Origin of the sequence: Rhizobium sp. RHZ01, assembly GCF_014851595.1 — a bacterium.
Lineage (GTDB): Bacteria > Pseudomonadota > Alphaproteobacteria > Rhizobiales > Rhizobiaceae > Rhizobium > Rhizobium altiplani.
The window spans coordinates 74,525-94,413 of sequence record NZ_JACUZZ010000029.1; the positions used below are offsets into that span (position 1 = coordinate 74,525).

General features: G+C 59.7%; 12 protein-coding genes. 8 read left to right on the forward strand and 4 right to left on the reverse strand.

Annotated features, from left to right (window positions below):
• The first annotated feature begins 72 nt into the window (after positions 1–72).
• Positions 73–1,983, forward strand: coding sequence for a propionyl-CoA synthetase (locus IB248_RS25145; protein WP_113469661.1), 1,911 nt, complete (start codon positions 73–75; stop codon positions 1,981–1,983).
• A 58-nt stretch (positions 1,984–2,041) separates the two neighbouring features.
• Here the strand turns inward: IB248_RS25145 and IB248_RS25150 are convergent, their stop codons facing one another.
• Positions 2,042–2,740: a DUF1013 domain-containing protein gene (locus IB248_RS25150; RefSeq protein ID WP_192241845.1), complete on the reverse strand. Its 699-nt coding sequence runs from the start codon at positions 2,738–2,740 to the stop codon at positions 2,042–2,044.
• Positions 2,741–2,968: 228 nt separating this feature from the next.
• Between IB248_RS25150 and acs the strand changes: the two genes are divergently transcribed.
• Complete coding sequence (gene acs / locus IB248_RS25155; RefSeq protein ID WP_018858938.1) at positions 2,969–4,924, forward strand: acetate--CoA ligase; 1,956 nt, start codon at positions 2,969–2,971, stop codon at positions 4,922–4,924.
• A gap of 526 nt (positions 4,925–5,450) precedes the next feature.
• On the opposite strand, the gene IB248_RS25160 is transcribed toward acs, so the two are convergent.
• The gene (locus tag IB248_RS25160) at positions 5,451–5,675 is read right to left on the reverse strand and encodes a DUF1674 domain-containing protein (protein WP_018858937.1); all 225 of its coding nucleotides are present in this window, start codon (positions 5,673–5,675) and stop codon (positions 5,451–5,453) included.
• Positions 5,676–5,798: 123 nt separating this feature from the next.
• Here IB248_RS25160 and htpX point away from each other — a divergent pair, with 123 nt between their 5' ends.
• The 4 genes from htpX to purH all read left to right on the forward strand — a co-directional run bounded on the left by htpX (position 5,799) and on the right by purH (position 11,633).
• Entirely contained in the window at positions 5,799–6,761 is a 963-nt protein-coding gene (gene htpX, locus IB248_RS25165; RefSeq protein ID WP_113469663.1) for a zinc metalloprotease HtpX, read from the forward strand.
• The gene (locus tag IB248_RS25170; protein WP_192241850.1) at positions 6,758–8,146 is read left to right on the forward strand and encodes an RsmB/NOP family class I SAM-dependent RNA methyltransferase; all 1,389 of its coding nucleotides are present in this window, start codon (positions 6,758–6,760) and stop codon (positions 8,144–8,146) included. The genes htpX and IB248_RS25170 overlap by 4 nt, the downstream gene beginning before the upstream one ends.
• A gap of 110 nt (positions 8,147–8,256) precedes the next feature.
• Entirely contained in the window at positions 8,257–9,921 is a 1,665-nt protein-coding gene (locus IB248_RS25175) for a heparinase II/III family protein (RefSeq protein WP_169681921.1), read from the forward strand.
• Positions 9,922–10,016: 95 nt separating this feature from the next.
• Positions 10,017–11,633, forward strand: coding sequence for a bifunctional phosphoribosylaminoimidazolecarboxamide formyltransferase/IMP cyclohydrolase (gene purH / locus IB248_RS25180; RefSeq protein ID WP_192241846.1), 1,617 nt, complete (start codon positions 10,017–10,019; stop codon positions 11,631–11,633).
• 16 nt (positions 11,634–11,649) lie between these two features.
• On the opposite strand, the gene IB248_RS25185 is transcribed toward purH, so the two are convergent.
• Positions 11,650–13,035 carry an MFS transporter gene (locus tag IB248_RS25185; RefSeq protein ID WP_192241847.1) on the reverse strand — a complete coding sequence of 462 codons (1,386 nt, stop codon included), beginning with the start codon at positions 13,033–13,035 and terminating at the stop codon, positions 11,650–11,652.
• A 30-nt stretch (positions 13,036–13,065) separates the two neighbouring features.
• Positions 13,066–17,841 (reverse strand): NAD-glutamate dehydrogenase, encoded by a 4,776-nt coding sequence (locus tag IB248_RS25190; RefSeq protein ID WP_192241848.1) that lies wholly within the window; start codon positions 17,839–17,841, stop codon positions 13,066–13,068.
• Positions 17,842–18,095: 254 nt separating this feature from the next.
• Here IB248_RS25190 and pdxY point away from each other — a divergent pair, with 254 nt between their 5' ends.
• Positions 18,096–18,971, forward strand: a complete 876-nt coding sequence (gene pdxY / locus IB248_RS25195; RefSeq protein WP_018858930.1) for a pyridoxal kinase PdxY — start codon at positions 18,096–18,098, stop codon at positions 18,969–18,971.
• A gap of 62 nt (positions 18,972–19,033) precedes the next feature.
• Positions 19,034–19,675 (forward strand): carbonic anhydrase, encoded by a 642-nt coding sequence (locus IB248_RS25200; protein WP_018858929.1) that lies wholly within the window; start codon positions 19,034–19,036, stop codon positions 19,673–19,675.
• Positions 19,676–19,889 lie beyond the last annotated feature (214 nt).

The window sequence follows — 19,889 nt, forward strand, 5'->3', positions numbered from 1 at the left end:
TCGTCGGGCTTTCTCTCCTGCCATGCCTCTCCTAGATTGATAGGATAACTTGCGTGTCCTGGGGAGGAGCAGATGCAGGGAAGCTATCGCCAGACCTATTCCAGGTGGAAGGACGATCCGGAGGCTTTTTGGCGCGAGGCGGCGGCAGAAATCAGCTGGTTCAAACCGCCGGCGCAGACCTTTTCGCGAGAAGGTGGTCCATACGGCCGCTGGTTTGCCGGGGGCGAAACCAATACCTGCTACAATTGTCTCGATAGGCACGTTCTAGCGGGCCGTGGTGACGATACTGCCTTTATCTACGATAGCCCGATTAGCGGCACCAAGGCTGTGTTTAGCTATGGTGACGTCCTTGCTGAAGTCAGTGCCATTGCAGCAACGCTCCGGCAACTTGGAATCGCAAAGGGTGACCGCGTCATCATCTATATGCCGATGGTCCCGCAGGCAGTTTTCTCAATGCTTGCCTGCGCGCGCATCGGCGCGGTCCATTCCGTCGTGTTCGGTGGCTTTGCGGCAAATGAGCTCGCGGCCCGTATCGACGATTCGGGGGCGAAGCTCATCATCACGGCAAGTTGCGGGCTCGAGCCGGGACGGATCGTGCCCTACAAGCCCTTGGTCGATCAGGCGATTGCCATCGCGAAGTCGAAGCCGGCCCACTGCCTTGTCTTGCAGAGGCCGCAGCTTGCAGCTGATCTCACAGCCGGTCGCGACGAGGATTTCGACACTACTGTCGCGAGAAATCGTGGTGTGACCGTTGAGTGCATTCCCGTCTGTGCGACGGACGAACTCTACATTCTCTACACCTCAGGCACGACGGGCCAGCCGAAAGGGGTCGTGCGCGACAATGGCGGTCACATGGTCGCCCTCAATTGGTCGATGGCAAATATCTTCGGCATCAAGCAGGGCGAAGTGTTCTGGGCGGCTTCGGACATCGGGTGGGTCGTCGGCCATTCCTACATCGTTTATGCACCGCTGCTGGCAGGCGCGACCAGCGTGATATTCGAAGGAAAGCCAGTTGGTACACCGGATGCCGGCGTCTTCTGGCGCATCGCTTCAGAGCACGATGTCCGCGTTCTCTTTACGGCGCCTACCGCTTTCCGGGCCATTCGTCGGGAGGATAGCGATGGTGTTCGCCTCAAGGCCTATCCGATGCCGAATTTTCGTGCCCTGTTCCTTGCGGGAGAGCGCGCAGATCCGGAAACGCTGAAGTGGGCAGAGCGCATGCTTGATGTACCCGTGATCGATCATTGGTGGCAAACGGAGACCGGATGGCCGATGGTGGCAAACCCGCTCGGCCTCGAAGCTCTGCCGGTGAAGCATGGCTCCCCTTCGATGCCTATGCCCGGGTATAGTATCCATGTTCTTGATGATGCCGGCCACGCGGTTGAGCCAGGGACGCTCGGTAATATCGTTGTCGAACTCCCCCTGCCGCCTGGCTGCCTACCCACGCTGTGGAACGCCGACGAGCGTTTCCACTCGGCCTATCTGGCCGAATTTCCCGGTTATTATAAAACGGCGGATGCCGGCTATATCGACGACGACGGCTATCTCTTCATCATGTCGCGCACGGACGACATCATCAACTGCGCAGGCCACCGGCTGTCGACGGGAGCGATGGAGGAGGTTTGTGCCACGCATCCGGATGTTGCCGAATGCGCGGTGGTCGGAATCGCAGATCAGGTTAAGGGTCAGGTCCCTTGCGGCTTTCTCGTTCTGAAGAAGAATGTTTCACGGGAAACATCGGCCATTGAATCGGAGGTCGTGCAGCTGATCCGCGATGCGATTGGCCCGGTCGCTTCGTTCAAGACGGCGATAACCGTCGAGCGCCTCCCCAAGACGCGCTCCGGCAAGATCTTGCGCGGCACGATCCAGAAAATCGCCGACGGTGTGCCTTGGAAAATGCCGGCGACGATCGACGACCCCACTATTCTTGAGGAAATAGCCGAAGCCCTGCGCAAGCGTGGGTATGGTTCCCTGCCGATGTAGGTACAAAAAGAAAAGGCCCCGCTTACGCAGGGCCTTGTGGATCGATCACCGTAGGCAATCAATACTGGTCGTCTTCGTCCTCATCCTTCGGAGAGGATTTCAGCGACTTGAGCTTTGCGAAGACGGCATCGGCATCGATTTCCTTCTCCTCTTCGCGCTCATGGTGGGTCAGGCGCTCGGTTTCATGCGCCGACTCCAAGGTCGCTCCGAGTTCGGCCGCTGTCGGCAGCGGGCGTCCCTTTGCCGCCTTTTCGACTTCCATGTCGAGATCGATCTGGCTGCAAAGACCGAGTGTCACCGGATCCATCGGTGCGAGGTTAGCCGAGTTCCAGTGCGTACGCTCGCGAATCTGTTCGATTGTCGACTTCGTGGTGCCGACGAGGCGGGAAATCTGTGCGTCCTTCAATTCCGGATGATTGCGCACCAGCCAGAGAATGGCGTTCGGACGATCCTGGCGCTTGGAAACCGGCGTGTAGCGCGGGCCGCGGCGCTTGGATTCTGGCACGCGAACCTTCGGTTCCGAGAGCTTCAGCTTGTGCGCCGGGTTCTTTTCAGCGCGGGCGATTTCATCGCGCGAAAGCTGACCCGTTGCGATCGGATCGAGACCTTTGATGCCCTGTGCGGCTTCGCCGTCGGCAATTGCCTTCACTTCGAGCGGATGCAGTCTGCAGAATTGAGCGATCTGGTCGAATGACAGGGCTGTGTTGTCGACGAGCCAGATGGCAGTCGCCTTCGGCATGAGCAATTGTTGAGCCATGGATATAGTCCTTCTGTCGTCCGCGCCGGTGTCGCGGTCCGTGGATTGTCACCACTATGTCCGGGAAATATGGCGCTATATAACCGCAGTGATGCAGAATTGCAATTGATCACGAATGAAATGACCTTTGTCTAATTGCCGGGCAGATGTGAACTGCTATGAATGCCTATAGCCAGTCCGGGCTGCTTCGCTTTTTGGTCGCCCGGTGCCCGAGTGAGGAGGAGTTCCATGTCCGAAAAGATCTACCCGGTGCAAAAGCCGGTGAAGAACCATGCGCTTATCGATAAGGCCAAGTACGAGCAATGGTACGAGGAAAGCGTCGAGAACCCCGACAAGTTCTGGGGTAAACATGGCAAGCGGATCGATTGGTTCAAACCCTACACGAAGGTCAAGAACACGTCTTTCACTGGCCGAGTCTCGATCAAGTGGTTCGAGGACGGGCAGACGAACGTTTCGTACAACTGTATCGACCGGCACCTGAAGACCAACGGCAATCAGACGGCGATCATCTTCGAGGGCGACAATCCCTACGTCGACAAGAAGATCACCTATAACGAGCTCTACGAGCATGTTTGTCGCATGGCGAACGTCATGAAGAAGCATGGCGTCAAGAAGGGTGATCGTGTTACCATCTACATGCCGATGATACCCGAGGCTGCCTATGCAATGCTCGCCTGCGCGCGCATTGGTGCGGTCCATTCGGTGGTGTTCGGAGGGTTTTCTCCGGAGGCGCTGGCCGGCCGTATCGTCGATTGCGAATCCACCTTCGTGGTTACCTGCGATGAAGGGGTGCGCGGCGGCAAGCCGGTGCCGCTGAAGGACAATACAGACACGGCAATTCACATTGCCGCCCGTCAGCATGTCATCGTCGACAAGGTTCTCGTCGTACGGCGTACAGGCGGCAAGACCGGCTGGGCACCGGGTCGCGACCTCTGGTACCATCAGGAAATCGCCACGGTTAAACCGGAGTGCCCGCCGGTGAAGATGAAGGCGGAGGATCCGCTGTTCATCCTCTACACCTCGGGGTCTACCGGAAAGCCGAAGGGTGTGTTGCATACCACGGGCGGCTATCTCGTCTATGCAGCGATGACCCATGAATATGTGTTTGATTACCACCCCGGCGATATCTACTGGTGCACCGCCGACGTTGGATGGGTTACCGGACACTCCTACATCGTTTACGGTCCGCTTGCGAACTGCGCGACGACGCTAATGTTCGAAGGCGTGCCGAATTTTCCGGATCAGGGCCGATTCTGGGAAGTCATCGACAAGCACAAGGTCAACATCTTCTACACGGCACCGACGGCGATCCGGTCGCTGATGGGTGCCGGCGACCACTTCGTCACCCGCTCGTCGCGCTCCAGCCTGCGCCTGCTCGGAACGGTTGGCGAGCCGATCAATCCGGAAGCGTGGGAATGGTACTACAATGTTGTCGGCGACAAGCGCTGCCCCGTCATCGATACCTGGTGGCAGACGGAAACCGGCGGCCACATGATCACGCCGCTGCCGGGCGCGACCGATCTGAAGCCGGGTTCGGCGACGACCCCGTTCTTCGGCGTGAAACCGCAGCTGGTCGACAACGAAGGCAATGTGCTTGAGGGTGCCGCCGACGGAAACCTCTGCATTACCGACAGCTGGCCGGGGCAGATGCGTACCGTCTATGGCGACCACGAGCGCTTCATCCAGACGTACTTCTCGACCTACAAGGGCAAGTATTTCACCGGCGATGGCTGCCGACGGGATGAGGACGGCTACTACTGGATCACCGGTCGCGTTGACGACGTGCTGAACGTTTCGGGCCACCGCCTGGGTACCGCCGAGGTCGAGTCCGCACTCGTTTCGCATAATCTTGTCTCGGAGGCTGCTGTCGTCGGCTATCCGCACCCGATCAAGGGTCAGGGCATTTATTGCTACGTCACCCTGATGGCCGGCAATGAGGGTTCGGATGATCTGCGCCAACAGCTCGTCAAGCATGTTCGCGGCGAGATTGGCCCAATCGCTGCACCTGACAAGATCCAGTTTGCACCGGGTCTTCCGAAGACCCGCTCCGGCAAGATCATGCGCCGCATCCTGCGCAAAATCGCCGAGGACGACTTCGGCTCTCTGGGTGACACCTCGACGCTTGCCGATCCGGCGGTTGTCGACGACCTGATCGCGAACCGCCAGAACAAGGCGACTGCCTAAGCAAAAGCCGCTCCGAGCGATCGGGGCGGCTTCACTTCTCTACGGGCAGGTTTCTCGTGGCTTTCGGCCGCCGTTATAGGCCCGGACAATCCCTTCCTCCAAGAGGTCCTGAGCCGGATTCCTGCCATCCGAAAGGGTTACATTTGCGAGGATGCGACCGAAATACTTGTCGCCTGCGATCTACGTAAGCTGGATCTCGGAGGATCCGGATGTAAGGCTTTCCAGGGCGTGACGGGCGTCGATTCCCGCTCCTTACGTCAGCGCAGCTCGAGTGCATCTCGGGCGCGTCGATCCCGCGAATACGGACATAGACTTCCATTGTCTGCTGCGGCCAAGGGCGCGCTTCGACCAGCAGTGTGTCTCCATCGATCACTCTCAGGATTTCGGCTGATACTGGCCCTTCAATTTCGTCGCGCGCCGCGGCGTTTACCGCAGTCACAAGAAGGGTCAGCGCAACAAACGAAGCAATCTCTCTCACGAAAGGAATAAATTCCGATCACGAGCGAAAGTCAATAGGAATATTTACTTAGAAATCGATGGCCCTGCCGTTGATTTCCCAGTCTCCGAAGCGGGAAGGATCAGCGCCGCCGCGGCCACCTATCTCTGTTGGCATTTCTACCGGCTTTTCGTTTCGGCGCCGCTCTTCGGCCTCGGCGAGCGCACGCTTGGCGGCTGGCGAGAGCAACTTGCGTGGCGCCTCGGCGGCTTCAGTCGCCAGGGTTTCATTGTTGTCGTTGTCCGCTGCCTGCATCACGCGATTCCGCCCGAAATATATTGAAAATGGCTGGTGAATGACCAAATCATAGAGCGCCGGCGCCTCAATTGAAACCCTCCGGTTTTGCGCGGCCCGCTTAGGGGTGTTTTGGAGATAGCAATGAACCTCGTCCGTACAGCCATGTTGCTTGCCTTCATGACCGCATTGTTCATGGCCGTCGGCTTTCTGATCGGCGGGCGGAGCGGCATGATGATCGCGTTCGTGATCGCCGCTGGGATGAACATCTTTTCCTACTGGAATTCGGACCGCATGGTGCTGTCGGCCTATCGCGCGCAGGAGGTTGACGAGCGTAATGCGCCCGAGTTCTTCGCGATCGTCAGGGATCTGACGCGCAATGCTGGCCTGCCGATGCCGAAGGTGTACCTCTACGACAGTCCGCAACCAAATGCCTTCGCGACTGGTCGCAATCCCGAGAACGCTGCTGTTGCCGCGTCCACCGGCTTACTGAGCGCACTGACGCCGGAAGAGGTCGCAGGCGTCATGGCCCATGAGTTGGCTCACGTGCAAAATCGCGACACCCTGACGATGACGATTACGGCGACCCTCGCCGGTGCAATCTCAATGCTGGGCAATTTTGCTTTCTTCTTCGGCGGCAACCGGGGAAACAACAACAATCCCCTGGGTTTCATCGGGGTATTGCTGGCGATGATCGTCGCGCCGCTTGCCGCGATGATGGTTCAGATGGCCATCAGCCGGACGCGCGAATATTCCGCCGACCGCCGAGGCGCGGAAATCTGCGGCAATCCTCTGTGGCTGGCTTCGGCACTGGGCAAGATTGCACGTAGCGCCTCGCACGTGCCGAATTACGATGCCGAGCGAAACCCGGCAACTGCCCACATGTTCATCATCAATCCGCTGACCGGTGCTGGCGTGGACAACCTGTTCTCAACGCACCCGAACACGGAAAACCGGATTGCGGCGCTGCAGGAAATGGCGCGCGGCGGCATGAATGGCTCGACGGCGCCGGCGCGCGCTGCTAATCCGATGCGCAAATCGCGCTCGGTTCCGAATACCGGTCTTGATCGCGGTGGTTCACAACCGCCGAAAGGTCCGTGGTCTTGAATTCAGACGGCAAGAAAAAACCATTTCGAAAACCAAAGTCGTCCAATCCGGGCGTTGTGGCTGGTCCGGCAAAGCCCGGATTCCAGGTTCGTGCCGCCGCCGCAAAGATCCTGGCAGCGGTCGTGGACCGTAAGCTTTCGCTGGACGGCGCCGTGGACAATGAACACGGCAATCCGGCCTATAAGGCGCTCAACGAGGGTGACCGCGCCCTCGTCCGCGCCATTCTGAATACAACGCTTCGGCATTTGCCGCGCATCGACGCCGCGATCTCCCGCCTGCTTGAATCGCCGCTTCCCGAAGGTGCGCGAGCGCTGCACCATGTTCTTGCGATTGCCGCAGCGCAGATCCTCTACCTTGATGTTCCGGATCATGCTGCGGTCGACCTGGCAGTCGAGCAATCAAATCAGGACCCGCGCAATCGTCGCTTTGCAAAGCTGGTGAACGCCGTTCTGCGCCGACTTGGACGCGAGAAGGACCAAATCCTTGCTGAGATCGCGACCATTCCGGTGATGCCGGAATGGTTTCTTCAAAGGCTCGAAAAGGCTTACGGCAAGGAAAGGGCGCAATCGATATCTGAATCGCAGCTCGAGCCGGCAGCGATCGATCTTACCGTCAAAGCTGATGCGCAGCGCTGGGCGGAACGTTTGGGTGGTTTCGCGCTGCCGACGGGTGGTGTGCGTCTGGCTGCCTTCGAGGGCAGCATCCCCTCACTCGAGGGATTTTCGGAAGGCGACTGGTGGGTCCAGGACGCGGCCGCCAGCATCCCAGCTCAGCTCTTTGGTGATTTGACAGGAAAGCGAGTTGCCGATCTATGTGCGGCGCCCGGCGGAAAGACTGCCCAACTGGTTCTCGCCGGTGGTGACGTTACTGCGGTTGAGCAGTCTGAAAACCGCATCAAGCGTTTGCGCGCGAACCTCGATCGGCTTGGACTGAAAGCCGAGACAGTCGCCAGCGACCTGACGAAATATGAGCCTGCAGAGCTGTTCGATGCGATCCTGCTGGATGCGCCCTGCTCATCGACGGGAACGACGCGCCGGCATCCGGATGTTCTCTGGGCCAAGGGGCCGGAAGATATAGCGAAGCTTGCTGCGCTTCAGGAGCGGCTGCTGCGCCATGCGATCACTTTGCTGAAGCCGGATGGCACGATCGTCTTTTCCAATTGTTCCCTTGATCCCGCCGAAGGCGAAGACGTCGTGGCTCGCGTCCTTTCGGATACGCCTTCAGTCGAGCGAGCGGCCGTTGATCCTGAGCGCTGGCCCGGGCTCGAAGCAGCAATCAGCGCGCTTGGCGAATTCCGCACGACACCAGACATGCTGGAGGTTCCCGCTGGTTTTGCGGGCGGTCTTGACGGTTTCTACGCTGTCGTGATGCGCCGTGTTGCTTGATCGCAGGGCAACTGGCATAGTTGAGCACCTGTCATAATTTGATACGCAAGTGTCACGGATTCCGGGCTTATTCACTTATTCTTAACGACGCGGGTCAATAGACAATAAACATGTGGTCCGGGTTCTCGACTCTTTATGTGAGAGAGGCTTGGCGGCGCACGCTGTGCCGCGGAGCAATCATGCGGTTGCGTCTCTTCCGCCACACGACCCACGCCCCCGAGCGCCTGATTGTGGCCCCCACCGATCTGCGTGCGGTTGATCCGCATGTCGCTGAAGAGATTTTGAACGGTCGCTTCCCGCTTGCCGGGCGGCTTCTCGAAACCGGTGGCAAGTCGCCCTTCAATTTCAGCCTTCCGTCCCGTTCCTTCGCACTGCGGCTTCATGGCTTCGGTTGGCTTCGCCATATGCGGACCAAGAAAAGCGACCTTCACTCGAGCGTTGCCCGCTCCATTGTCAACGACTGGCTGTCGCTGCATGGCGGCCGCATCGAGGGCATCGCCTGGGAAATCAATGTGACGGCGCAGCGCGTTATTTCCTGGCTCTCGCATTCGCCTGTGGTTCTTCACAATGCCGACCGCGGCTTCTATCGCCGCTTCTTGCGGTCGCTTGCCTTTCAGGTCCGGTTCCTGCGGCGAATGGCCAAGTACGCGCCGCCGGGGGAGGTTCGCTTTCGGCTGCGGATTGCCCTCGCGATGGCCTCGATTGCAATGCCGACGCGCGCAGGCGCGCTGCGGCGCGCTGCCGAAGCTTTGGATCAGGAGTTCGACAGCCAGATCCTGCCTGACGGCGGCCATGTCTCACGCAATCCCCGGGTAGGGCTGGAACTGCTCCTTGATCTCCTCCCGCTGCGGCAAACCTACGTCAATCTCGGCCATGACCTGCCGCAGAAGTTGATCTCGGGCATCGACCGCATGTACCCAGCCCTGCGCTTCTTCAGGCATCAGGATGGTGATCTCGCCCTTTTCAACGGCGCGACGTCGACCCTTGCGACAGAGCTGATGTCCTTGCTGCGGTATGACGAGACGGCGGGAGATCCCTTCAAGGCGATGCCGCATTCGCGCTATCAGCGGCTGGCAGCGGGGAAAACGGTAGTCATTGCCGATACCGGATTGCCGCCCACCGGAAGTCTGTCCCGCACGGCCCATGCCGGTTGCCTGTCATTCGAGATGTCGTCTGGACGCCATCGCTTTATCGTCAATTCCGGATCGCCGAAATTTGCCGGCCGGCGTTATGTGCAGATTGCCCGAACGACTGCCGCCCATACCACGGTGACCGTCAACGACACCTCATCCAGCCGCTTCGCTCCGTCCGACTTCATTGCGAATGTGATTACAGACGGCGTGAAGACCGTGAATGTCGATCGCGGGCTCGCCGATGACGGCCGCGACGTGATCAAGGCGAGTCACGACGGCTACCTCAATGCCTTTGGCGTCCTGCATGAGCGCGAGCTGACCCTGAATGCCACAGGGCTGATCGTGACCGGTTGTGATCGGCTGGTCGCGCCGGAGGGCAAGGTCGATGAGGCAGTGCGGGCCGTGGCGCGCTTTCACGCCCACCCCTCCATCAACCTGAAGCAAATCGACAAAGAGTCGATCATGATGACGGCGCCCGACGGAGAAACATGGCTGTTCTCCTCGCCTGGCAACGAAGTGCTGATCGGCGAGGACGTCTTCTTTGCCGATGCCTCGGGCATTTGCGGATCCGATCAGATCGAGATCGGCCTCTCCTACCCCGACAGGCCGGAAATACGCTGGTTTTTATCGCGCAAGAGCTAGCGGCTGTTTCCGCGGGCGCAAAGCTGTGCTAACGCGGCCCCATCATCCGCTTATCCCTCGCTGGATATCTCCTGAAGACCAAACGGAGAAGCCTCATGGCCGTTGTTTCCAAGAAAATCCCTGCACCCGACAAAGTCAGCATCAAGACCGCGTTGCTTTCCGTATCCGACAAGACCGGTATCGTCGAACTCGCGCGCGCGCTTGACGACAAGGGCATCCGCCTTCTCTCAACTGGTGGCACTCACAAGGCAATTGCAGCGGCCGGGCTCGCGGTGACCGACGTTTCCGATGTCACAGGTTTTCCGGAGATCATGGATGGTCGCGTCAAGACCTTGCATCCCAAAGTGCATGGCGGCCTGCTTGCTATCCGTGACGATGCTGATCATCAAGCGGCGATGAAGGCGCACGGTATCGAGGGCATCGACCTCGTGGTCATCAATCTTTATCCATTCGAGGATGTCCGTGCCGCCGGCGGCGACTATCCGACGACCGTCGAAAACATCGACATCGGCGGTCCTGCGATGATCCGCGCATCGGCCAAGAACCACGCTTACGTGACGATCCTGACCGATCCGGCGGACTATCCAGAACTGCTCGAGCAGCTTGCCTCGGACGCCGGACAGACCGCTTATGCGTTCCGCCAGCGGTTGGCCGCCAAAGCTTTCGCCCGGACCGCCGCTTACGACGCCATGATCTCCAACTGGTTTGCCGAGGTTCTTTCGATCGACACCCCGCGCCATCGCGTCATTGGCGGTGAGCTCAAGGAAGAGATGCGCTATGGCGAGAATCCGCACCAGAAGGCGGCGTTCTATGTTACGGGCGAGCGCCGCCCCGGCGTTGCCACGGCGTCACTGCTTCAGGGCAAGCAGCTCTCCTACAACAACATCAACGACACCGATGCGGCCTATGAACTCGTTGCCGAGTTCCTGCCGGAGAAGTCGGCGGCCTGCGCGATCATCAAGCACGCCAATCCCTGCGGCGTGGCGACGGGTTCCAACCTGCTCGACGCCTACAAGCGCGCGCTTGCCTGCGATTCCGTTTCTGCTTTCGGGGGAATCATCGCGCTCAACCAGACGCTTGACGCCCAAACCGCCGAGGAGATCATCAAGCTCTTTACCGAAGTCATCATCGCGCCCGACGTGACTGAAGAGGCGAAAGCCATCGTCGCGCGCAAGGCCAACCTCCGGCTTCTGACCGCAGGCGGCCTCCCGGATCCGCGGTCTTCGGGCCTGACGGCGAAAACCGTCTCAGGCGGCCTGCTTGTGCAGAGCCGCGACAACGGCATGGTCGAGGATCTGGAGCTGAAGGTTGTTACCAAGCGTGCACCGACCCAGCAGGAACTCGAAGACATGAAATTTGCCTTCAAGGTTGCCAAGCACGTCAAGTCGAACGCCGTGGTCTATGCGAAGGACGGCCAGACGGCTGGCATCGGCGCGGGCCAGATGAGCCGCGTCGATTCTGCGCGGATTGCTGGCCTGAAGGCCGAGGAAGCGGCCAGGGCGCTCGGTCTCGCAGAGCCGTTGACGCGCGGTTCGGCTGTTGCCTCGGAGGCATTCCTGCCCTTCGCCGATGGCTTGCTGTCGATGATCGCAGCCGGCGCGACGGCTGTTATCCAGCCGGGCGGATCGATGCGTGACCAGGAAGTGATCGACGCTGCTAACGAGCACAATGTCGCGATGGTCTTTACCGGTATGCGGCACTTCCGCCACTGACCTGTAGCCTCTGCCGTTACGCCCTGTCCGCGGGATAGGGCGTACGGACAAGCAGGATCAGTCCCGCCGCCAGGAAGAGCACCAAGGTTGCCATTCCAAGCCGCGACGAGCCAGTCGCGAAGGTCACGATGGAAAAAAACAGCGTTGCCATGAAGCTGGTGGCGCGCCCCGAAAGCGCATAAATGCCAAAATAGCGGCCGGCCTCGTTCAGGCTCACGCTTCGGGCGAGGTAGGAGCGCGACGACGCCTGCACCGGACCGAAGGCAAGGCCGACCAGCAGACCATAGGCAACATATGCCTTCTCCGCTGCCGTACCGAAGAGGCCGCCGGAATCTGCAGTTGGCAGCGCAAGCAAGCCAAAGAGCGTGTATCCCGGCCATGTCGACACGATGCCGATGGTGGCAAGCAACAGCATCGCCAGACTGATTACGATCGTCGATTTGGAGCCGATGCGCCGATCGACCCTGCCCGCAATGAAGCAGCCGAAGATCGCAACGACATTGAGTATGATCCCATAGATTCCGATCTCGACCGTTGCCCATCCAAACATACCGGCGGCAAAGGCACCACCGAGTATCAGCAGTCCGTTGACGCCGTCCTGATAGATCATGCGGGCGATCAGAAAACGAACGATGCCACGACGACGCTTGAGCTCGCCAAGCGTGCTTTTCAGCTCCGTAAGGCCGGTGCGCACAGCGGCGCCAAACGAAAGGCCCTTGCTGACATCAGGCGTGAAAAAGAACATCGGAAGAATAAAGATCAGGTACCAGATGGCCGAGATCGGCCCGGTGATGCGGGCATCTTCGCCCTGGTGCGGATCGAGGCCGAACAAGGGCTCAAGACCAAGAATTGTCTTCCCTGATTGGGGGCTTCCCGCAAGCAGGACCACGACCGCGATCAGGACGATCATCCCCCCGAGGTAACCCAGGCCCCAGGCCGTATTCGACAGTTTGCCGACCTCTTCCTTGCCGACGAGCCGCGGCATCATGGAATCGTTGAAGACGATGGAGAACTCGGCGGCGACCGAAGCCAGGATCATGAATGTCATGGGGTAGATCAGAGGCGAACCGGGTGCGGCGAACCAGAGACCGAAGAGACTCGCAATCTTGATGACGGCGAAGAAGGCGATCCACGGCTTTCGCGCGCCGGACTGATCTGCGATCGACCCCAGGACAGGCGACAAGATGGCAATGATCACCGAGGAGATCGTCGCCATGTTGCTCCACATCGTCTGGGCCGATACCGGATCGTCTGTCAGACGCGACACGAAGTAAGGGCCGAAAATGAAGGTCGTCACAACAGTGAAGAACGGCTGAGCTGCCCAGTCGAAGAGCATCCAGCCCCAGATGCCCTTCTCCGATGCTCTAGCCGGCTGAGTTCCCGTCCAGTCGATGCGATTCACAGTCCGCTCCTGATTTCGAGCGGAACTGTCTCACCTCGCTCCGTCTCGCGCAAGGTCAGTCAACAGGCCTGCAGCCACGGTAATCCGGGCAAGGTTCGGATCGCCGCTGTCACTCAACCCCGACAATTCCTCGGCAATCCGGTTGATCCTGATGCGATCGCCGGCGTGCCAGGCCTGGACGGGAAGCTTGTCCTTCCCATGGTTTGCAAGCGCCGAAATCACGATATCGCGCCTCGCGCTTGCGATCTGGTCGATGCTGCGCGCCAACGCCAGATTTTCGTAGTGGTCGGCCGTGACGATGCGAGATCCGGCGGCGAGCAACCGTCCGATCCGGAATGTCTGGGAGACGGCGAAATAGCTTTCCGCAGCACGCGCCAGCGGCTCGCCCGTGCGTTCGGCGATCTGCATGATCTCGGGTACCAGCGCAAAGCCGAGTAGCCCCGAAATCTCGGCGGCCAGCTTATCCGGCACGCCAGCCTCGCGATACTCCTGCTGACGTGCCTCAAGCTCGGGCACTGTCTGGTTGGCGAATATCGGCTTGAGCTTCTTCAGGGCTGCCTGAAGCCTCTCAATAGTGGTGGCGATATCGCCCTTGGCCATCTGTGTCTTCAGAAGGAGGCGCGTCAGGACGGTGAAGGTGTGGCTGATCTCCTCGTAGATGCGGTTCTGCATCTGGCCGCCAATCCTGCCGTCCAACGCATCCGTGTCCGTCCAAAGGCGTCCGAGATCGAAGCCATCACGGGCAATGATTGCCGCCCGAACGACCTCCGGCGCGGATGCCGCCGTGGCATCCATCATGCTGACGGCGAAGCCGGGGCCGCCGCGGTTAATGGCTTCGTTGGCGAGCACCGTGGCAATGATCTCCCGTTTCAGACGATGGGCGTCGATATCGGACGCGTTCGTCTTGCGCATCTTCGCAGGGAAGTAATTGGAAAGCGTTGCGGCGAAATAGGGATCATCAGGCAAATCGCTGGCCGCCAAAGCGTCAAACAAGACGATCTTGGCATAGGAAAGCAGGACGCCGATCTCGGGTCTCGTCAGTGGCCTGCCTGCTGCATAGCGCTCGGCAAGGACGGTGTCGTCGGGTAGCGTCTCGACCTTCCGGTTCAACTGCTTGGCGCCTTCGAGCACCGTCATGAGCCGGGCAAGTTCCAGCCCGTTGGCTGTACCCTTACGCTCGGTCAGCGAAATCGCCAGAGACTGCAGATAGTTGTTCCGGAGCACAAGCTTGCCGACCTCGTCGGTCATTGACGACAGCAGCTGGTCGCGCTTCGCCCGTGTGAGACGGTTATCGTGCATTGCCGCGGCAAGAGCGATCTTGATGTTGACCTCGACGTCCGACGTGTTGACGCCGGCCGAATTGTCGATTGCGTCGGAATTGCAGCGCCCGCCTCTCAGGCCATAGGCGATACGTCCCTTCTGTGTGACGCCAAGATTCGCGCCCTCGCCGATCACCTTGGCGCGCACGTCTTCCGCCGCGACACGAATAGGGTCATTGGCGCGATCGCCGACCTCGGCGTCTGTTTCAGACGGCGCTTTGACGTAGGTGCCGATACCGCCGAACCACAGCAAATCGACGGGGCTCTTCAGAATGGCCGTCATGATTTCGAAAGGCGTCGCAACGGCCTTGTCTATACCGATTGCGGCTACTGCCTCCGGCGTCAGCGTCACGGACTTCGCAGATCGCGAAATGACCATGCCGCCTTTCGAAAGGACCCCCTTGTCGAAATCCTGCCAGCTCGATCGGGCCAGATTGAAAAGCCGCCGGCGCTCGGTAAGCGTCTTTTCCATATTCGGGTCGGGGTCGATGAAAATATCACGATGGTCGAAAGCGGCGACCAGCCGGATTTTTGGCGACAGCAACATGCCGTTGCCGAACACATCGCCGGACATGTCGCCGACGCCCGCAACGGTGAACGGCGTGGTCTGGATGTCGATGTCCATTTCGCGGAAGTGGCGCTTCACGGTTTCCCAAGCACCACGGGCGGTGATGCCCATCTTCTTGTGATCGTAGCCAGCCGAGCCACCCGAGGCGAAGGCATCGTCCAGCCAGAAGCCGGCCTCCTGGGCGAGCGCGTTGGCGGTATCCGAGAATGTGGCCGTCCCCTTGTCGGCGGCCACGACAAAATAGGGATCGTCGCCGTCAAGCCTTACCGTGTCCTTCGGCGGCACGATATCGGCGCCACTGATGTTGTCGGTGATCGACAGCAGCGTGCGGATATAGGTTTTGTAGGCTTCGCGGCCGGCGTTGAAGATCTCGTCCCGGTTACCGCCGATCGGGAGCTTCTTCGGATAGAAGCCGCCCTTTGCGCCGACTGGCACGATGACGGCGTTCTTGACCTGCTGTGCCTTCACGAGCCCGAGGACTTCGGTGCGATAATCTTCCGCACGATCGGACCAACGCAAGCCACCGCGCGCCACCTTGCCGAACCGCAGGTGCACGCCTTCGACTTCGACACCATAGACGAACATCTCGCGGAATGGTCGGGGTTCCGGCAACCCGTCGACCAGACTGGGATTAAGCTTGAAGGCCAGCATCGCTTTCGGCGAGCCGTCCGGATTGCGCTGGAAGTAGTTGGTTCTCAGGGTTGCGTCCACGACGTTGACGTAGCGCCGCAGGATCCGATCGTCATCGAGGCTCGGCACGTCGGAGAGTGCTGCTTCGATCTTTTCGTGCTGTTCGCTTGCCTTCTTCATCCGCGCCTTGTCGGTGATCTTGGGATCAAGCGTGTCGTGGAACAGCCGAAAGATCATCGCCGCGATTGCCGGGTATTTATCGAGCGTCGTTGCAATATAGTCGAGCGAATAAGGGATGCCGGCCTGGCGCAGATAGCGTGCGTAGGCGCGAAGAACGCTGGTTTCGCGTGCGGTCAGGCCCGCCGAGACGATCAGGCGGTTGAAGTTGTCATTGTCAATCAGCCCGCCGAACGCTGCAAGGAAGGCTTCTTCCAAGGTTGCTCCGTGGCGGTGAAGGTCGATCTCGATACCGCCTCGGGCCTCGAGCTCCATGTCGTGCAGCACGACCAGCTTTTCCGAGCCGCCGGGTAGGGTGACATCAATATCGAATGTTCCTTCGCTGATGACATTAAAGCCGAGGTTTTCAAGCAATGGCACGCGGCGGGACAAAGCGAGCTGGCCGCCGGAATGGAAAATCTTCAGGCACAGCAGTTCGATCCCATCCTTTTCCCGCGTGTAGAACGCAATACGGATTGGTTCGCCAGCCGCGCAGGCGGCGATGTCCTCGAGATCATAGTAGGTCTCTTCCGGCGGGAAGAGATCCTGGAAGGCATGGCTTACCTGCAGGCGCGGCGCCTTCGGTCCGGCAAGCGCCTCGAAGCGGTCATCCCAGCGCGCGGTGATCGCGCGGATGGCCTCCTCCAGCTTTGCCTGTGGCACGCGTGGGGTTTTGCCTCCGGACCGACCGATGATGAAATGGACGCGCGCAACTCCGCCTTCGGGGAAGGCCGGGTAGTAGGCCGAGACACGGCCGTCATAGACGGTCTTCAGATAGGCTCCGATCTTCTCACGCACGATCGAATCGTATTCTTCGCGCGGCACATAGACGATCACGGAAACGAAACGATCGAAGTGATCGATGCGCGGCAGCGCCCGCACGCGCGGCCGATCGGCGAGATCATTGATCTGTTCGGCAAAGCTCGCCAGAAGCGTCGTATCGATCTGGAAGAGGTCGTCGCGCGGATAGGATTCCAGCGTGTTGTCCAGCATGCGGCCGGAGTGGCTCATGGGGTCAAAGCCGAAATGTTCCTTCACTCGTTCGATCTTGGAGCGGAGCAACGGGATATCGCTGGCGAGCGACGTGTAGGCAGTGGAGGTGAAGAGACCGACGATGCGCAACTCGCCGGTCACATTCCCGTTGGTATCGAAGCGCTTGACACCGACATAGTCCATATAGGCGCGGCGATGGACAATCGACTTGACGTTGGCCTTAGTGACGATCAGGAAATCCGGACCATCGAGGAATGCCAGAATTTCAGGCGTGGTCGTAACGGCGTCCTTGCCGGTGCGCAGAACGAGTACGTCGGGGTTGGAGAGAATGCCGAGACCGGTGCCCTTGTCGCGCTCAACCTTCGCGCTCGCGCCCTTTCCGGAATAGACATATTCGCGCATTCCGAGGAAGGTGAAGTTCGCGTCGCGCAGCCACGTCAGGAAGGCAAGCGCTTCATCCCTTTCCGCTTTCCGGCGGCTGGCATTGTAAGCGGAAAGCTCATCGATCACGGTTCCGAGCTTGTCCAGCATGGGCCTCCAGTCGGAAACCGTCACGCGCACCTGCTCGACCACCGTCTTTATCCGCTTGACGAGGTCTGCGGCCTGGGCTGTCGTTAGAGGGGCAAGATGCAGCTGGATATGGCTGACGCGATTGGCCGGCTCGCTCGGGAGATCGGCGGAGTAAAGTTCCGGCGCCTTGCCATCCTCCATCACCAGGATCGGATGCACGGCCATGTAGAGGTCGCGATAGCTGCTGGTAACTTCGCCCATTACCGATTCATACAGGAACGGCATGTTGTGGTCGGTGACCGTGAGAACGGATACGGCAACGCCGTCGGGCTCCACATCGGCGATGGTCTCGATGGTGATCCGTGCCGAATTGCTGCCCCAGGCCGCGAGCTCCTTGGCGGAATGGATGGCCGAAAGCGCCAGCATCTCCGGTGTGTAGCGTTCCAGGTCGTCGCCGCTGGCGCGACCGAACAGGAACTCGGGATTGAGGTAGGCTTCCCCCGTTGCCGTCGCGATCTTGGTCGCGCTCTCCAGTTGTTTTTCGCGCTTCGGATTGTTTCGGCCAGCCATCGCAGATACTCCTCATCTCCTCGATTTGGCGCAAGTTAGCAGAAGATTTGACGAAAGAATCTCTAAAAGACGGCATCCCGAGGCAGCTTTCATGCGTTTTTGGCCGCCGGGACGCAAATTTTCGAAAGATTTTTGGTTTGCCGTAAGTACGTGGAAATTCTTGAGGGGCGACGTTGGCATGCCTGCATGAAGGGCAGTTGACAGTGAAGCTGCAAAAAGGGGATCAACACTCATTGGAAGCCGAGTCGAGCATCATGTCGGAAAATGCCGCAGGAACTGTCATCGTTATCTCTAGCCACGTTGTGCGCGGCTCCGTCGGAAATCGTGCAGCGGTCTTTGCACTAGAGACGCTTGGTCACCAGGTCTGGGCGTTGCCGACGATCGTGCTTCCGTGGCATCCCGGTCACGGTCGGTCGACGCGGCTAACGTTCACCGAAAGCGATTTTGACGCGGCTATCGACGATCTCATTCGCGCGCCTTGGATCGGCGAGGTGAAGGCGGTTCTTTCCGGCTATTTCGGCAATGCCGCGCAGGCGCGCTCGGTTGCTCGGCTCGTGACGGCTTTGCGCGAGCACAAGCCGGACCTGCTCTATGTTTGCGATCCGGTCATGGGGGATCTGGGTGGTCTCTACGTACCACAGGCAACGGCGGAGGCGATCAGGGATCATCTGATACCACTGGCTTCGCTTGCGACGCCCAATCGATACGAACTGGCCTGGCTTGTAGGTGCCCCGCTGGAGGACAATACGGCGATTATGGACGCCGCCCTGTCGCTGGGGCCCTCCCGCATGCTGGTGACGTCAGCGGTGCCGATGATGGCCGGCGGCACAGGGAACCTCTATCTTTCGGGGCGTCATGCGCTGCTGGCGGAGCATCGCCTTATCGACAAGCCGCCGAATGGTCTCGGAGATCTTCTTGCCGCGCTGTTTCTGTCGCGACTTCTTTCCGGCATGGAGGACGAGAAGGCGCTTCAGCTTGCAACGGCAAGCGTCTACGAGGTGCTTGCCCGCGCCGTAAAGCGGGGCAGCGATGAATTGACGCTGGCAAGCGACTCGTCGAGCCTGGCAACGCCGATGGCGATGGTCCAGATGCGGCGCTTGATGCATCCGGCGCAAAGGCGCAAAAGCTGACGACGCTTCCTATCTTGCAGTGCGATATTGATCTTGCCGGGCGCAAGCTGTAATCGAAGATCATGCAGCGTTTTCCAAACACCCTTCTCGACGGTTATCGCAACTTTATGAACGGGCGTTACACGGACGCCCGTGATCGCTATAAAGCGCTGGCCGAGCACGGCCAAAACCCAAGTACGCTGGTGGTCGCATGTTCGGATTCGCGCGCTGCGCCCGAGCTGATATTCGATGCCGGTCCCGGCGAACTGTTCGTCATCCGCAACGTGGCCAATATGGTGCCGCCCTACGAGCCGGACGGCCATTTCCATGCCACCTCGGCTGCGCTGGAATTCGCGGTTCAGGCCTTGAAGGTTACGGACATCGTGGTCATGGGTCACGGGCGCTGTGGGGGCATCAGGGCCGCTCTCGACCCAAGTGCCGAACCCCTTTCACCCGGTGACTTTATCGGACGCTGGATGTCGCTCGTGAAGCCTGCCGCAGAGCAGATCGGCGCCAACGATGTCATGACGCCTTCCGAGCGTCAGACCGCGCTCGAGCGCGTATCGATCCGCAACTCCATTGAGAATCTCAGGACCTTCCCGAACATCAAGGCATTGGAGGAGGAAGGCAAGATCGCGCTTCACGGTGCCTGGTTCGACATCTCGACCGGCGAACTCTGGGTGATGGATTCCGAAACTCGCGACTTCATTCGCCCGGACGTCTAAGCCCAAAACAAAAAAAGCGCCGAACTTCGGTTCGGCGCTCAGATTGCTGACAAACCCCTGGCACCGTCTGGGGGTTTGTGATTCATGGGGACATGTTGAAGAAACCTGCCCCCACCCAGACGGCTCTTGAGATGGTGACGCTCGACAGTCTGGTGCCGAAGGATCACCTGCTGCGCAAGATCGACGCGGTGATCGACTTTTCGTTCATCCATGA

Bases quoted from the DNA above. Each gene is read 5' to 3' on its own strand.
- IB248_RS25145 (WP_113469661.1), top strand. From the start codon at position 73: ATGCAGGGAAGCTATCGCCAGACCTATTCCAGGTGGAAGGACGATCCG.
- IB248_RS25150 (WP_192241845.1), bottom strand. From the start codon at position 2,740: ATGGCTCAACAATTGCTCATGCCGAAGGCGACTGCCATCTGGCTCGTC.
- acs (WP_018858938.1), top strand. From the start codon at position 2,969: ATGTCCGAAAAGATCTACCCGGTGCAAAAGCCGGTGAAGAACCATGCG.
- IB248_RS25160 (WP_018858937.1), bottom strand. From the start codon at position 5,675: ATGCAGGCAGCGGACAACGACAACAATGAAACCCTGGCGACTGAAGCC.
- htpX (WP_113469663.1), top strand. From the start codon at position 5,799: ATGAACCTCGTCCGTACAGCCATGTTGCTTGCCTTCATGACCGCATTG.
- IB248_RS25175 (WP_169681921.1), top strand. From the start codon at position 8,257: ATGTGGTCCGGGTTCTCGACTCTTTATGTGAGAGAGGCTTGGCGGCGC.
- purH (WP_192241846.1), top strand. From the start codon at position 10,017: ATGGCCGTTGTTTCCAAGAAAATCCCTGCACCCGACAAAGTCAGCATC.
- IB248_RS25190 (WP_192241848.1), bottom strand. From the start codon at position 17,841: ATGGCTGGCCGAAACAATCCGAAGCGCGAAAAACAACTGGAGAGCGCG.
- pdxY (WP_018858930.1), top strand. From the start codon at position 18,096: ATGTCGGAAAATGCCGCAGGAACTGTCATCGTTATCTCTAGCCACGTT.
- IB248_RS25200 (WP_018858929.1), top strand. From the start codon at position 19,034: ATGCAGCGTTTTCCAAACACCCTTCTCGACGGTTATCGCAACTTTATG.